This is a genomic window from Acidovorax temperans, assembly GCF_028596105.1.
In the GTDB taxonomy this organism is placed as follows: Bacteria; Pseudomonadota; Gammaproteobacteria; order Burkholderiales; family Burkholderiaceae_C; genus Acidovorax; species Acidovorax temperans.
The window spans coordinates 940,272-954,181 of record NZ_CP117193.1 but is presented as its reverse complement, the minus strand read 5'-3'; the positions used below and the strand labels follow the sequence as shown (position 1 = coordinate 954,181).

12 protein-coding genes are annotated in these 13,910 nt (G+C 63.7%); 4 read left to right on the top strand and 8 right to left on the bottom strand.

Annotated features, from left to right (window positions below; all coding sequences use genetic code 11):
• The first annotated feature begins 3 nt into the window (after positions 1 to 3).
• The 3 genes from ribD (at position 4) to PQV96_RS04445 (ending at position 4,172) form a co-directional block, all read left to right on the top strand.
• Positions 4 to 1,149, top strand: coding sequence for a bifunctional diaminohydroxyphosphoribosylaminopyrimidine deaminase/5-amino-6-(5-phosphoribosylamino)uracil reductase RibD (gene ribD / locus PQV96_RS04455; RefSeq protein ID WP_142081744.1), 1,146 nt, complete (start codon positions 4 to 6; stop codon positions 1,147 to 1,149).
• A 195-nt stretch (positions 1,150 to 1,344) separates the two neighbouring features.
• The gene (locus PQV96_RS04450) at positions 1,345 to 1,974 is read left to right on the top strand and encodes a riboflavin synthase (protein ID WP_142081746.1); all 630 of its coding nucleotides are present in this window, start codon (positions 1,345 to 1,347) and stop codon (positions 1,972 to 1,974) included.
• Positions 1,975 to 2,411: 437 nt separating this feature from the next.
• The gene (locus PQV96_RS04445; RefSeq protein WP_420482186.1) at positions 2,412 to 4,172 is read left to right on the top strand and encodes a phospholipase D family protein; all 1,761 of its coding nucleotides are present in this window, start codon (positions 2,412 to 2,414) and stop codon (positions 4,170 to 4,172) included.
• Positions 4,173 to 4,186: 14 nt separating this feature from the next.
• Here the strand turns inward: PQV96_RS04445 and PQV96_RS04440 are convergent, their stop codons facing one another.
• Positions 4,187 to 5,152: a tRNA dihydrouridine synthase gene (locus tag PQV96_RS04440; RefSeq protein ID WP_066692840.1), complete on the bottom strand. Its 966-nt coding sequence runs from the start codon at positions 5,150 to 5,152 to the stop codon at positions 4,187 to 4,189.
• A gap of 233 nt (positions 5,153 to 5,385) precedes the next feature.
• Here PQV96_RS04440 and PQV96_RS04435 point away from each other — a divergent pair, with 233 nt between their 5' ends.
• Positions 5,386 to 5,937: a hypothetical protein gene (locus tag PQV96_RS04435; RefSeq protein WP_207374448.1), complete on the top strand. Its 552-nt coding sequence runs from the start codon at positions 5,386 to 5,388 to the stop codon at positions 5,935 to 5,937.
• A gap of 13 nt (positions 5,938 to 5,950) precedes the next feature.
• On the opposite strand, the gene PQV96_RS04430 is transcribed toward PQV96_RS04435, so the two are convergent.
• The 7 genes from PQV96_RS04430 to PQV96_RS04400 form a co-directional block, all read right to left on the bottom strand.
• Positions 5,951 to 7,099, bottom strand: a complete 1,149-nt coding sequence (locus PQV96_RS04430; RefSeq protein ID WP_273624718.1) for a class I SAM-dependent methyltransferase — start codon at positions 7,097 to 7,099, stop codon at positions 5,951 to 5,953.
• 8 nt (positions 7,100 to 7,107) lie between these two features.
• Positions 7,108 to 7,632 (bottom strand): GNAT family N-acetyltransferase, encoded by a 525-nt coding sequence (locus PQV96_RS04425; RefSeq protein ID WP_044400098.1) that lies wholly within the window; start codon positions 7,630 to 7,632, stop codon positions 7,108 to 7,110.
• A gap of 657 nt (positions 7,633 to 8,289) precedes the next feature.
• A complete protein-coding gene (locus tag PQV96_RS04420) occupies positions 8,290 to 9,729 on the bottom strand; it encodes a coniferyl aldehyde dehydrogenase (protein ID WP_273624717.1) in 1,440 nt (479 codons plus the stop codon).
• Positions 9,730 to 9,880: 151 nt separating this feature from the next.
• Positions 9,881 to 10,234, bottom strand: coding sequence for a hypothetical protein (locus PQV96_RS04415; protein WP_066690506.1), 354 nt, complete (start codon positions 10,232 to 10,234; stop codon positions 9,881 to 9,883).
• Between the two features lie 71 nt (positions 10,235 to 10,305).
• Positions 10,306 to 12,912, bottom strand: a complete 2,607-nt coding sequence (gene clpB / locus PQV96_RS04410) for an ATP-dependent chaperone ClpB (protein WP_273624716.1) — start codon at positions 12,910 to 12,912, stop codon at positions 10,306 to 10,308.
• A 199-nt stretch (positions 12,913 to 13,111) separates the two neighbouring features.
• A complete protein-coding gene (locus PQV96_RS04405) occupies positions 13,112 to 13,588 on the bottom strand; it encodes a molybdenum cofactor biosynthesis protein MoaE (protein ID WP_207374451.1) in 477 nt (158 codons plus the stop codon).
• Positions 13,585 to 13,815 carry a hypothetical protein gene (locus tag PQV96_RS04400; RefSeq protein WP_044400080.1) on the bottom strand — a complete coding sequence of 77 codons (231 nt, stop codon included), beginning with the start codon at positions 13,813 to 13,815 and terminating at the stop codon, positions 13,585 to 13,587. Before PQV96_RS04400 ends, PQV96_RS04405 begins: the two co-directional genes overlap by 4 nt.
• Between the last annotated feature and the right edge of the window lie 95 nt (positions 13,816 to 13,910).

Below are 13,910 nucleotides of genomic sequence, written 5' to 3'. Positions count from 1 at the left end.
GCAATGACAGTTTCCGCGCCCTCCACCATCCGCCAAGCGCTTGGGCTCGCCACCCAAGCGCTTTTTCTTTCCAACCCCAATCCCCGCGTAGGGTGCGTCATCACCTCTCGGACGGGCGAAATAGTGGGCAAAGGATCTACACAGCGTGCTGGAGGACCCCACGCAGAAATCATGGCCCTGCGTGATGCGCAAGCTCGCGGGCATGACCTGCAGGGGGCAACCGCCTATGTGACACTGGAGCCGTGCTCTCACCACGGGCGCACAGGCCCATGCTGCGACGCTTTGATTGCAGCTGGAATCGCAAAAGTGGTAGCTTCGCTTGCCGACCCGAATCCACTCGTGGCAGGGCAAGGCTTTGCCCGCCTGAGAGCCGCTGGCGTTGAAGTCTCGGTGGGCGACGGAGCGCAAGAATCCTTCGAGCTCAACATCGGGTTCTTCAGCCGCATGGTGCGCAAAACACCTTGGGTGCGGATGAAAATGGCCGCTTCGCTGGACGGGACCACTGCCCTGCCCAACGGTGAAAGCCAGTGGATCACCTCGTCTGCGGCGCGGGCGGATGGGCATGCCTGGCGGGCGCGGGCTTGTGCGGTGTTGACCGGCATTGGCACCGTGCTGGAAGACAACCCCAGGCTGGATGTTCGCGACGTAGCCACGCCGCGCCAGCCCCATGTGGTGGTGGTGGACAGCTTGCTTCAAACCCCGCCAGACGCTCGCCTTTTGATAGCAGGTCGCGCTTGCTACATCTACTGCGCAGCCCCTAACGACACTGCATTTCAAGCGAGAAAACAAGCGCTGGAAAGCCAGGGTGCCGTGGTCGTGGAGCTACCGAATGCCCATAACAAAGTGGACTTGTCAACAATGCTTGCAGACCTGGCCAGCAGAGGAGTGAACGAACTGCATGTAGAAGCCGGCACCAAACTCAATGGCTCCTTCATTCGTGAGGGGCTGGTGGATGAAATGCTTGTGTATCTGGCCCCTTGCATGCTGGGAGAAGGGCTTGCAATGGCCCACTTTGGCCCTCTGACCCAGCTGGATCAAGGCCTCTCGCTGGACTTCAAAAGCGTGGAAAAGATAGGCCCTGATGTGCGCATCCTCGCGCGGGTAAAGGGACGGGACAACTTTTTGGCCATGCCGACTGCTGAGCTTTAGCAAACTCCTTCGCAACAGCGCTGCGAGTGCCTTTGGAAGATTTGGAAACACAACGATAGTGCAGATTCGTTGCGGCCACATCTCAAAACAGCCGCAAAGCACCGGCATCGGTCTTGCCAGATACTCGACATATTTCGACGCACAAAGCTCTTTCGGGCTTTTGCGCTGTACCCATTTTTAAAGTTCAATCACGCCATGTTCACAGGAATCATCACTGGCCAAGGCCAGATCACAGAAGTCGCTGCATTGGGGGCCACAGCCTCGCACGGCAAGCGCTTGGTCATTCGCGCCCCAGAGGGCTACCTGGACGATGTGGGGCTGGGGGACAGCATTGCGCTCAATGGGGCGTGCATGACGGTGACCACCCTGTCGCCTGACACCCAGCAGTTCACGGTGGATATTTCGGCAGAGTCGCTGCTGAAAACCACGGGGCTGGACACCCCAGGGCCCATCAATATGGAAAAAGCGCTGCGTGCCAACGACCGCCTGGGGGGGCATCTGGTGTCGGGTCATGTGGACGGGCTGGGCCAGGTGACGCACTTTGCCCAGGTGGGCGAAAGCTGGGAGTTGCGCATCATGGCGCCCCGTGATTTGGGGCGTTACCTGGCTTACAAGGGTTCGATCACGGTGAACGGCGTGAGCTTGACGGTGAACCGCATTGCCGACTCTGCCGACGGCTGTGAGGTCAGCATCAATCTGATTCCGCACACGGTGGAAAACACGGCCCTGGGCACGCTGAAGGCGGGCAGCCGTGTGAACCTGGAAATCGACCTGATTGCGCGCTATGTGGAGCGCATGGTGACTGCACCTGCGGAGGCGCGGTAACGCTCCCACCAACGGTTTGGCTGCAGCTTGGCAGGGCCCTGCGGCACCCCTCCACAACCTGTGGCTGATCCGCTCCAGTCCATGCCAACCACAAGCTGTGGCGTTGGACTGCACTTCACACCTGCGCGATCAACGCTATCAAAAATATAGCTGGTAGCGCTTACGGAATAAGCGCTAGACCCGCTTTTCTTTGATATCTCTCTTCAGCTCGTGAGTGAGCACGCATAGCCCGAGCAAGGCATCTGCTTCTTGCTGCGGCGGGCTTCCGCCATGCGTGCACAGTCCGCGCACCAGGCGGCCAACAGGCCACGCACCCCTTCAAACCACCGGCCAAGACCCAGATTCCAAGCTGTTGAGCCGGGGCGTTGTCCGACACATGCCCAGCAGTGCTGCACGCTACAGTGGGGCGCGGCTTCACCGCGGTTTCTCCACCCACCATGTACCCTGCCCCCGCCCCTGTTCAGCTCTTCAATCAGCGCCCAGCGAGATTCCGGCTGTTCGCGATTTTTTCGCTGCTGATCGCGATGGGCATTGGCATGGCACTCACGGGCTGCGCGGGTTTGCCAGAGAACGTTGACCGCCCCGTAAGCCGCGCGCTGGCCGACCCTTCTGGCACGGTGCTGGTCAGCATGGTGCAAGAACAAAAGGCTGCCGCCAAAGCTCGCCACCCTTCGGGGTTCGTGCTGCTCAGCGGCGCGCAAGCGGCCTACAGCAGCCGTCTGGCACTCGTGGAATCTGCACAGAAGACGCTGGATTTGCAGTACTACGCCATCCATGCCGACGTGAGCACGCAGCGGCTGCTGCAAAGCGTGGTAGCCGCCGCAGAACGTGGTGTGCGGGTGCGCGTGCTGCTGGACGACCTGCACAGCACAGGGCGAGACGCGCAGGTGATGCGGCTGGCCTTTGTGCCCAATGTGGAAATGCGCATGTTCAACCCGCTGACGGGTGCACGCAATTCGCAGCTGGGGCGCCTTTTCAGCCTGGTGGGCGACTTCTCGCGGGTGCAGCAGCGCATGCACAACAAGCTGTTCATTGCCGACAACACCTTGGGCATTGCGGGCGGCCGCAACCTGGGCAACGCCTACTTTGGCAACGATGACGCGGGCAATTTTGTGGACATGGATGTGCTGGCGGCCGGGCCCGTGGTGCAAGAGCTGTCCCAAACGTTCGATGCCTACTGGAACAACCCACGGGCCTACCCGGTGCAGTCGCTGATCTCACGCCATCAGCTGCTGGAAATGCAAGCCAGCGTGCGCAAGGCCGCCCAAGGGGATGGGGACAGCAGCGACACACCTGCCGACGGCGCCGCACCTGCGCCCCCCACCGAAGCCGAGCGAAAAACGACACCCGAGCAGCAAGCCCGCATCTGGAACCAGGAGCCCATGGACCTGAAGGCTGCGCCTTGGACCTGGGCCCCTGCCGCCGTGCTGGTGGACCACCCCGCGAAAATTCCTGCCGAAGGCGGCGAGCAACCCACGCCCGAACCGCGCGCAGCGCTGCCAACCCCCAAGAACACACCAGAACTGGGCCCCACAGACCCGCAGCAGGACACGGTGGTGGACGGCTTGCTGCAACTGATGGGCCAGGCCAAGAAGGATTTGCTCATCGTCTCGCCCTACTTCGTGCCCGGCCCGGACATGAAGCAGGCGTTTGCTGCAGCGCGGGCCCGGGGGGTGCGCGTGCGGGTGTTGACGAACTCTCTGGCGTCCAACGACGCGCCCATCGCACACGCGGGGTATGCGCGCCACCGCCCGGAATTGCTGGCCACGGGCCTGGAACTGTACGAGATGCGCAGTGAACTCTCAGGCCTGCGCAGCGTGCTCCAGGGCACGGGCAGCAGTGGTGTCACCGGGTCCAGCGGCGACTCCAAGGCCATGCTGCATTCCAAGCTATTGATCCTGGACGGGCGCCTGCTGGTCATCGGCTCGATGAATCTGGATTTGCGCTCGCAACTGCAAAACACGGAAATTGCCCTGCTGATTAGCAGCCGGAGCCTGTCGACACGCGCCACAGAGCAAATCGAAGCCGCCCTGGAAGATGCCGCTTGGCGTGTGGAGCAGGACAGCGAAGGCAGGCTGGTGTGGCGGGCGCCCAAAGACAGCGGGCTGAAGGACGCCACCGCCGAGCCCGACACCAGCGCCCCACTGCGCTGGCTGGTGCGCATTCTGGGCTGGTTTGCGCCCGACCACCTGCTGTAAGCGAGAAGACTTTTTCAGCCCTGGGCTTGCAGCTGCAAGGCAGCAATCCAGCGGGTGATTTCGCGCTGGTCGGTCAACGTGCGCACATGTTCAAACGCCAGCTCGGCCTCTGGGTAGCGGCGGCGCAGCAGGTTGAGCCACTGCTTGAGCCGCCCGGCGCGCTGGCGCGGCTCCAGCCCGTCGCACACCAACTGCCAGAACGTGGCCAGCTGGGGCAGCAAGTCGGCCCACTGCACGGTGTCGGAGCCCGCACGGCCCGCATCGGCCGCGCGAATGGCGCGTGCCAGGCCAGGGTCTGCCACCGCGCCACGGCCCAGCATCAGGGCGTCGCAGCCCGACACCGCGCGGCAACGCTGGGCGTCTTCCACCGTCCAGATCTCGCCATTGGCCACCACCGGAATGCGCACCGCGTCACGCACCTGCGGAATCAGCTCCCAATAAGCGGGCGGGCGGTAGCCATCTGCCTTGGTGCGCGCATGCACCACCAGCTCTGCCGCGCCGCCGTCCTGCATGGCCTGCGCGCATTCGCGCATCAGCCGGGTGTCGTTAAAACCCAGGCGCATCTTGGCGGACACGGGCAAATGGGCGGGCACGGCCCGGCGCACAGCCGCCACCACAGCAGCAATGCGCTCAGGCTCTTGCAACAGGGCTGCGCCACCCCCGTGGCGGTTGACCACCTTGGCGGGGCAGCCAAAGTTCAGGTCAATGCCTTCGGGCTGCAAGGCCGCGAGCCGCGCGGCATTTTCGGCCATGCACACCGGGTCTGACCCCAGCAACTGCGCACGCACTGGCACACCGGCCAAGGTGCGGCTGCCGTTGAGCAGCTCGGGCACGTAGCGCAGGAACACCTTGTCGGGCAGCAGGCTGCCCGTGATGCGGATGAACTCCGACACGCACCGGTCCACGCCACCCACGCGGGTGAGCACGTCACGCAATACAAAATCCAAAAGCCCCTCCATCGGGGCCAGTAACAAGGTCATACCCATGCATCCCTGGGTGGTCCACGTGCTGGGGCACGGGCCACTCATTTCAAGCCAAAAGTGGCTCTAGCGCTTACCCATCAAGCGCCTCAAGCTATTAAATATATAGCAAACAATCTTTGCAGCCCGCGTGCTTGCAGCGAGCCCGCCAGGGCAGACCGGCACGGCAGGCGTCATCGCCATGTCACGGTGCGCTGCTGCAATGCCGGCCACCGCCTTTGCGATTGCCCCCCATGCTGCTCCTCAAAACCGACAAAGCCCGACAGGAACTCGCTCCCGGCATGCGCACCCTGAGCCTGCGCGAGCGCTCGTTGCTGCTGCTGGCCGAAGGCAAGCCTTTGGCCGAATTGCAGGCCATGTACAGCGGCGGCGGTGCCGAGATTGTCAAGCACCTGCTCAGCCAGGGGTACCTGTCGCTGTCCGCACCTGCGGTGCAAGACACTTTACCCACCCCACCCGCCCACACTCAACGCTCAGCGCTGCGGCCAGAGGCAGTCACGCCGCCTGAGCCCAGTGACCACCTGCGATCGCTGGCGGGTGCGCGCATGTACCTGTTCGACATCTGCGAGCGCCTATTTGCCCGCCGTGACCCCGCACGGGCACAGTATTTTCACAGCGCCCTGCGCGCAGCCCGTGACCGGGACAGCATGCTGCACGTGGGCGAATCGTTGCTGGAGGAAGTGTCGCAACTGGCGGGCGCCGAGCGAGCCGAGACCATTCGCGAGCGCATGAAGCAGCTTTTGCCCCGCGAGCAGCCCCAGGACATGGCCCTGGCGGCGGCCTAAGCCTCCCACCAGATCAGGCCAGGCCCAGGCGCCACAGCGATGTGACTTCCGCTGCGCGTGCGGTATGCAAGGCATCCGACGCGTCGGCCGACTTGCCGTGCCGGGGCTTGACGTCTTGTCGCCCCAGCACCTTCAAGCCGCCTTGCGCCATCCATTCCAGCAGCTGTTCACGCGTGCGCAACTGCAAATGTTCAGCCAGGTCCGACAGAATCAGCCAGCCTTCGCCGCCGGGCTCCAGGTGGGCAGCCAAGCCGGCCAAAAACCCGCGCAGCATGCCGCTGCCTTCGTCGTACACCGCCCGCTCAATGGGCGAGCTGGCCCGTGCGGGCAGCCAGGGCGGGTTGCACACCACCAGCGGGGCCTTGCCCTCGGGGAACAGGTCTTGCTGCTGCACCTCGACACGGCTCGCCAGACCCAGGCGTTGCAAATTCTCGCGTGCACAGGCCAGCGCACGCGGGTCCTGGTCGGTGGCCACCACGCGCTGCACACCACGGCGCGCCAGCACGGCAGACAGCACTCCCGTGCCCACGCCCACATCAAAGGCAAGCGTCTTGCTGGGCAGCGGCGCCTGCGCGACCAGATCCACATATTCCCCACGCACTGGCGAAAAAACGCCGTAGTGCGGGTGAATGCGGTTGCCCGGCGGTGCACCCAGGGCGGGTATTTCTACGCCCTTCTTGCGCCATTCATGGGCGCCCACCAAGCCCAGCAGCTCACGCAGCGAAGCCACCACGCGATTCCCGCTGGCGGGGCCCCAGGCCTCGGTGCAGGCCTGGCGCAGGTCGGGCGCGCGGCGCAGCGCAATCGTGTAATCGCCTTCCAGCACGATCAGCACCGACGACAGCACCCGCGCACGCTGCGCCTGCGCCTGCCGGTGCAGGTGAAACGCTTCCGCAGGGGTGGCCGCTGCCGCTTTTTGCGCCGCTTTGGCCGCCACCTTGCGGGGCTTGCGGTCTGCGCGGCGCATCAGCGCCTGCAGCAACATGCGGGCGTTCTGGAAGTCGCCCGTCCACAACAAGCCCGTGCCTTCACAGGCCATGCGGTAGGCTGTGTCGGCGGGCAGGGTGTCGTCGGCAGCGATCACGCGGCGCGGAGCCGAAGCGCCACTCTCGGAGCGCCATTGGGCGTTGTGGGCCTGGCCCTGGCTGCTCCATTCGATCATGGGAGGGCTCAGCCGTTGATCGGGCGCTTCAGGCGCACTTCTTCGATCTTGACGCCGCCGATGATGGCCGTCTTGGCGGTAGACAACTCGCGCTTGAAGCCGGCCAGCTCATGGAAACGCAGAGCGCGCTCATTGCGCAGGGGCACCCACGCGGTCACGTTGGTGCAGCCTTCTTCCTGAAGGCCATCACGGGCGGCATCCCACAGAGCCAGGCCAACGCCTTGGTTCCAGTGTGTGGGAGCTGCGTAGATGGCCCAGATTTCACCTGTGGTGGGGCGGGACTTTTCATCGCGCGAGCGGTCATAGCCGACGAAGCCGACGATCTTTTCGCCGTCAACGGCCACCTGGACTTGGGGCTCGCAATATTCGATGGCCTCGCGCCAGTAAGCCTGGCGCTTTTCGACCGATGACATGGCTTTCAATTGCTCGTCTGGCACCAGTCCTTTGTAGGCCTCTTGAGCAGAGACGGTGTGGATCTGGGCAATGGCTTTTGCATCGCGAAGCGTGGCGGGACGAACCTGGATACTAGACATGGAAAAACCGAACGAAAACAGGGTGTAAAAAAACGAAAGGAGCGGCATTGTCGCCGCAAACGGTTTTTCACCCTTTTGTGCTCGGTTACACCATGATGTCAATGCACGGTTTTTCTCGTGGTTTTGGCGCCTTGCAACACCCTGCTTTTGCACGGCTTATGCCGCAGCCGAGTCCTCTCACGCGATGGCTAACGCGTGGCCCGTGGAGGCCGCAGACACAGCCTGCGCAGCGCGCTGCACCGAGGCCCGCTTGTTGCGTGGGCGGGGCACGTGCACTGCAGGCGGCAGGCGGCAGGCGGCAGGCGGCAGGCGGCAGGCGGCAGGCGGCAGGCCATTGTTTTGAAGACGATCAACCTCAAAACCCTGTGCGCATGGATCAACACCCGCGAGGCGCTCCTGCGTGCTTTGAACAGGTTCTTGAGGAAAGTCTAGAAACCGCCCCGGCGCGCGTCCATCGCACCAATGGACTAGCCCGGCACGCCGCTTTGTGCGCAATACTTGCTTTAGGCCTGCCCGTCTTTTGCTCGTTGATGACCACAACCTGTTTCGCACGCCCGAAGACCACACAACGGCGGTCGGCCCCTGAGCTTTGAGGCTGCCGCAATGGCAGGGTTGCGGCAGCGAACCACTATCGCCCCAAGCGCTGTGGGCCAGCGATCAAAGCAGGCGGCGTATCAACGCCATGATGCGTTCCATGCGGGGGCCGTAAGGCGGGTACAACAGCGACCCCATCGACCAGCGCGACTGCACCAGCACTGACTTCTGGTGGCAAAACTGCAAGAAGCCTTGCTCGCCGTGGTAAGCCCCCCAGCCGCTGTCGCCCACACCTCCAAACGGCAGTTGGTCGTGCGCGATGTGCATGAGGGTGTCATTCACCGTCACACCACCACTCACGGTGCGCTGCAGCACGTTGTCACGCACTGCCTCGCTCTGCCCAAACCAGTACAGCGCCAACGGGCGTGGCCCTGCGTTGATGTGGGTGATGGCATCGTCCAGCCGCTCGTACGAGACCACAGGGAGGATGGGGCCAAAAATCTCCTCCTGCATCAGCTGCATGGCCGACGTTGCGCCAAACACCAGCGTGGGCAGCATCTGGCGGCTCACGCCATCACCCAGCGTGCCGGTGGTGTGAACCACGGGCTTGCCGGCAGTGGGGTCGATGGTCTGCACCTCGGCACCCTGCGTTTGGGCCTGCTGCAGCATGGTGCGCAGCCGCGCATGGTGGCGGGCCGTGATGATCGAAGCGTAGTCGCCATTGCCTTCGATGGTGGGAAACAGCCGTGCCACCGCTGCGGCATAGGCCTGGGCAAACTCGCCTTCACGGCCTCGGGGCAACAGCACATAGTCGGGCGCAATGCAGGTTTGCCCCGCGTTGAGGAGCTTGCCGTGCGCAATCTTGAGCGCGGCGTCCTTCATGTCGCAGTGGCCGTCGATGATGCATGGCGACTTGCCGCCCAGCTCCAGCGTGGTGGGCGTGAGGTTTTGCGCCGCAGCCTGGGCCACCTTGCGCCCGACAGCCGTAGAGCCGGTAAAGACCAGGTGATCGAAGGGCAGCGATGCGAACAAGGCCGCCAGGTTGGCATCGCCTTGCACCACGCAGAACTCGTCGGGGGAGAAAAACTGGGCCACCAGCGCAGCCAGTTGCGCCGAAGTGTGGGGCGTGAGTTCGCTGGGTTTGAGCATGACCCGGTTGCCTGCGGCCAACGCGGTGATGGCCGGGGCCAGCGCCAGTTGCACCGGATAGTTCCACGGGGAAATCACGCCCACCACGCCCAGGGGCTGGCGGGCAATCCAGGCCGTGGCGGGCTGCAGCACCAGGGGCGTGGACACTTTCTTGGGTTTCATCCAGCGCCCGAGGTGGCGCAGGGTGTGCGACAGCAGGCTGCGCAGCACAAAAAAGTCTGCCACCTCCGTCAGCAGCGGTGATCGCATTCCGAAGTCTGCCTGCACGGCCGCTGCGAGCACGGGGCCGTGCTCGTCCAGCATTTTCTGGATGCGCAACAGGCGCTCTCGGCGCACCAAAAGCGGCACATCGACGTGCTCACGACTGGCTTGCCGCTGGAGTTGGAAATGGGCGTGGATTTCGGCTGGGGTCATGCCAAGATGATAGGAGGCCTGGGCCAAGGTCACGTCACCAAAGGGCACATGAGCCCACGGGACTACGGGCCTGCCGTGGCGTTGCGTCCGCCACCCGACACAACGCCCGCAGGCGGCCCCACGCCAGGGCCGCCGGGCGGTTCAACAGGCTTCAGCGCACTTCGCGCGGAACCACATCGGTGACGTCTTGGGCACCCGGCAGCACGCCGCCACGGCGCGATGCCGCAGACTCTTCAGGAGCTGCATCCGCAGCAGGAGAGGCACGGCGCGCGGCGGTCCAGCGCTCGGTCGAACGAAACACGGTGCCGAAGCCGGTACGCGGGTCCATGCGCATCACCCAGGGGGTGACGGGCTTGCCGGTCAAACGTGCCCACCCCGCGCGCAGCGCCCACACCAGGGCCAACACCATCACGGCGGCGACGAGGCTCAAAAACAGCACTACGCCCATCGCAACCACCACGACACGCAGCACCAAGCGAAGTACACCTGCAACAAATTCGTTCAAACAACACCTCTCATTCACAACTGCGATGCGGACAAAGCCTCAACCGAGGCCCTGCCCGCACCGGGGGCCGCTTAACCCTGCGGCACAGCGCTGAACTGGAACACCCCAGGTTCCAGCACGGGGTTCACTGTCACGGCAATCACGCTCTTGGGCGGGAAGCGCCCTTCCAGCAGCAGCTTGGACAAGGGGTTCTCGATGCGCTGCTGGATGGCCCGCTTGAGCGGACGTGCACCAAACACCGGATCGAACCCCACCTTGGCCAATTCTGCCAAGGCAGCGTCAGACACCTGCAGTTCCAAATCCATTTTGGCCAGCCGGGTTTCGAGCAACTTCAGCTGGATCTTGGCGATCGACGCAATGTGCTGCGCATCCAGCGCGTGGAACACCACGGTCTCGTCAATGCGGTTCAAAAACTCGGGCCGGAAGTGGTTCTTGAGCTCGCCCCACACCGCATCCTTGATGTCCTGCGAGTCCTGGCCCACCATGGCCTGGATCAGGTGCGAGCCGATGTTGCTGGTCATCACGATCACCGTGTTCTTGAAGTCCACGGTACGGCCCTGGCCATCGGTCAGGCGGCCATCGTCCAGCACCTGCAGCAGCACGTTGAACACGTCGGGGTGGGCCTTTTCCACCTCGTCGAGCAGCAGCACGCTATAGGGCTTGCGGCGCACGGCTTCCGTCAGGTAACCGCCTTCCTCATAGCCCACGTAGCCGGGCGGCGCGCCGATCAGGCGGGCCACGGAATGCTTCTCCATGAACTCGCTCATGTCGATGCGCACCAGATGCTCTTCGCTGTCGAACAGGAAGCCCGCCAGCGCCTTGCACAGCTCGGTCTTGCCCACGCCCGTGGGGCCGAGGAACAGGAACGAGCCCGTGGGCCGGTTCGGGTCAGACAGGCCCGAGCGTGAGCGGCGGATGGCATTGGCCACAGCGGCAATCGCCTCTTCCTGCCCCACCACGCGCTCGTGCAGCTTGGTTTCCATCTGCAGCAGCTTGTCTTTTTCGCCCTGCATCATCTTGGCGACGGGGATGCCCGTGGCGCGGCTCACCACCTCGGCAATTTCTTCCGCGCCCACTTGCGTGCGCAGCAGGCGGTTGGGGGTGGACGCGCCGTCCTTGCCCTCTTCCTTGGCCTGCGCTTCCTTGAGCTGGCGCTCCAGGTCAGGCAGCTTGCCGTATTGCAGCTCGGCCACCTTGTTGAAATCGCCCTTGCGCTTGAGCTCTTCGATCTGCTGCTTCACTTTCTCAACCTGCTCGCGCACCTGCTGGCTGCCCTGGGCCTGGGCCTTTTCCGAGGTCCAGATGTCTTCCAGGTCGGCAATTTCCTTTTGCAGCTTTTCGATCTCTTCTTCCAGCAAGGTCAGGCGCTTTTGTGAGGCCTCGTCCTTCTCCTTCTTCACCGCCTCGCGCTCGATCTGCAGCTGGATCAGGCGGCGGTCGAGCTTGTCGATGGCTTCGGGCTTGGAGTCGATTTCGATCTTGATCTTGGCCGCTGCCTCGTCGATCAGGTCAATCGCCTTGTCGGGCAGGAAGCGGTCGGTGATGTAGCGGTTGGAGAGCTCGGCCGCAGCCACGATGGCCGGGTCGGTGATCTCCACCCCATGGTGCACTTCGTACTTTTCCTGCAGGCCGCGCAGGATGGCGATGGTGGCCTCCACGGTGGGCTCGCCCACCAGGATTTTCTGGAAGCGGCGCTCCAGCGCAGCGTCTTTTTCGATGTACTTGCGGTATTCGTCCAGCGTGGTCGCGCCCACGCAGTGCAGCTCGCCACGCGCGAGGGCTGGCTTGAGCATATTGCCCGCGTCCATCGCACCCTCACCCTTGCCAGCACCCACCATGGTGTGCAGCTCGTCGATGAAGACGATGGTCTGGCCCTCGTCCTTGGCCAACTCATTCAACACGGTTTTCAGGCGCTCTTCAAACTCGCCGCGGTATTTGGCACCGGCCAGCAGGGCCGCCATGTCCAGCGAGAGGACGCGTTTGCCCTTGAGCGATTCGGGCACTTCGCCCGCCACGATGCGCTGGGCCAAGCCTTCCACAATCGCCGTCTTGCCCACGCCTGGCTCGCCAATCAGCACGGGGTTGTTTTTGCTGCGGCGCTGCAGCACCTGGATGGCGCGGCGGATTTCATCATCGCGGCCAATCACGGGGTCGAGCTTGCCGGCGCGGGCGCGCTCGGTCAGGTCCAGGCAGTACTTTTGCAGCGCGCCGCGCTGGCCCTCGGCTTCGGCGCTGTCCACCTTCTGGCCGCCGCGCACGGCGTTGATGGCGGCTTCCAGGCTCTTGCGGGTCAGGCCGTTGTCTTTGGCGATCTGGGCAGCATCGCCCTTGCTATCGGTCAGCGCCAGCAAGAAGAGCTCGCTGGCAATGAACTGGTCGCCGCGCTTGATGGCCTCTTTTTCAGTGGCCTGCAGCACGCGGCCCAGCTCGGGGCCGCCCTGCACCTGGTCGTGCCCCTGCACCTGCGGCAGGCGCTTGATGGCGGCTTCAGCAGCGCTGGTCAGGCCCGGCACGTTGGCGCCCGCGCGCTGCAGCAGCGCTTTGGGGCCATCGTCCTGCTTGAGCATGGCCAGCAGCACGTGCACGGGTTCGATGTAGGCGTTGTCGTGGGCCAGGGCAAGGCTTTGGGCATCGCCCAGGGCTTCCTGGAACTTGGTGGTGAATTTGTCGAGACGCATGGGTCAATATCCTCCGAATTGCAAAGCATTTGGGGCATGCACTGCCTCATTTCAAGGCAGCTTTTGACAGAAGAGATTGACGTGCGTCAGCAAACCAAAATGCAGCAGGCCGCCTGAATTGCTACTTTTTTAATAGCTACCAACGCTTATCTATCAAGCGCCAGAGCCATTTTTTACTGATATTCCTGGCCGCAGAGCTTCACGCATTGCTCGCCGTGATGCCCCAGCGCGCCAGTGCCGCATCGTCGCTCACCCGCGCGTCCACCCAGCGGGCGCCCTGGGGGGTTTGCTCCTTCTTCCAGAACGGGGCCTGGGTCTTGAGGTAGTCCATCAAAAACTCGCAGGCCTGAAAGCTCTGGCCCCGGTGGGCGCTGGTCACTGCCACCAGCACGATCTGGTCGAGCGGCTGCAGCAGGCCCACCCGGTGGATGACGCGGGCGCCAAAGATGTCAAAGCGCCGGAAAGCCTCCTCCACCATGGCTTCGATGGATTTTTCCGTCATGCCGGGGTAGTGCTCCAGCTCCATCGACGCCACGGCGTCACCTTCATTACGGTCGCGCACGGTGCCCACGAAGCTGCACACGGCGCCCACGCCCTTGTCGTTGCGGCGCAGTTCGGCGATTTCGTGCGAGAGGTCAAAGTCTTCGGTCTGGATGGAAACGCGTGCGTAGGTCATGGTGCGCGGTGCAGGCGGGGCGCTGCCAGCAGGGCGCGCTCTTCTTCGACAAATTTCTTGAGCTGTTGCAGCGCGGGCGACGGCGGCAGCTTTTCCAGCAGGGTTTGCAGCCGGGTGATATCGCCCACCGTGGGCGCCACCTTGATTTGCGCCACTGCGGCGGTGTGGTTGCCGGATTGAATCAAGGCCAGTACCTTGTTCGGCCATTCACTTTTGGGTCTTGCCATAGAGATGTTGTTGGTAGTTGGGCAGGATTGTCTGTAGCATTCGCCCGCACTTTACCCCCACCGCAGCCCTTGCGCGACCGATCAGCCCCTCATCT

What these genes read in the sequence shown, in the direction of transcription:
- PQV96_RS04445 (WP_420482186.1), top strand. Translation starts at nt 2,412, where the DNA reads ATGTACCCTGCCCCCGCCCCTGTTCAGCTCTTCAATCAGCGCCCAGCG.
- PQV96_RS04405 (WP_207374451.1), bottom strand. Translation starts at nt 13,588, where the DNA reads ATGACCTACGCACGCGTTTCCATCCAGACCGAAGACTTTGACCTCTCG.
- PQV96_RS04435 (WP_207374448.1), top strand. Translation starts at nt 5,386, where the DNA reads ATGCTGCTCCTCAAAACCGACAAAGCCCGACAGGAACTCGCTCCCGGC.
- PQV96_RS04425 (WP_044400098.1), bottom strand. Translation starts at nt 7,632, where the DNA reads ATGTCTAGTATCCAGGTTCGTCCCGCCACGCTTCGCGATGCAAAAGCC.
- PQV96_RS04430 (WP_273624718.1), bottom strand. Translation starts at nt 7,099, where the DNA reads ATGATCGAATGGAGCAGCCAGGGCCAGGCCCACAACGCCCAATGGCGC.
- PQV96_RS04440 (WP_066692840.1), bottom strand. Translation starts at nt 5,152, where the DNA reads ATGACCTTGTTACTGGCCCCGATGGAGGGGCTTTTGGATTTTGTATTG.
- ribD (WP_142081744.1), top strand. Translation starts at nt 4, where the DNA reads ATGACAGTTTCCGCGCCCTCCACCATCCGCCAAGCGCTTGGGCTCGCC.
- PQV96_RS04420 (WP_273624717.1), bottom strand. Translation starts at nt 9,729, where the DNA reads ATGACCCCAGCCGAAATCCACGCCCATTTCCAACTCCAGCGGCAAGCC.
- PQV96_RS04400 (WP_044400080.1), bottom strand. Translation starts at nt 13,815, where the DNA reads ATGGCAAGACCCAAAAGTGAATGGCCGAACAAGGTACTGGCCTTGATT.
- PQV96_RS04450 (WP_142081746.1), top strand. Translation starts at nt 1,345, where the DNA reads ATGTTCACAGGAATCATCACTGGCCAAGGCCAGATCACAGAAGTCGCT.
- clpB (WP_273624716.1), bottom strand. Translation starts at nt 12,912, where the DNA reads ATGCGTCTCGACAAATTCACCACCAAGTTCCAGGAAGCCCTGGGCGAT.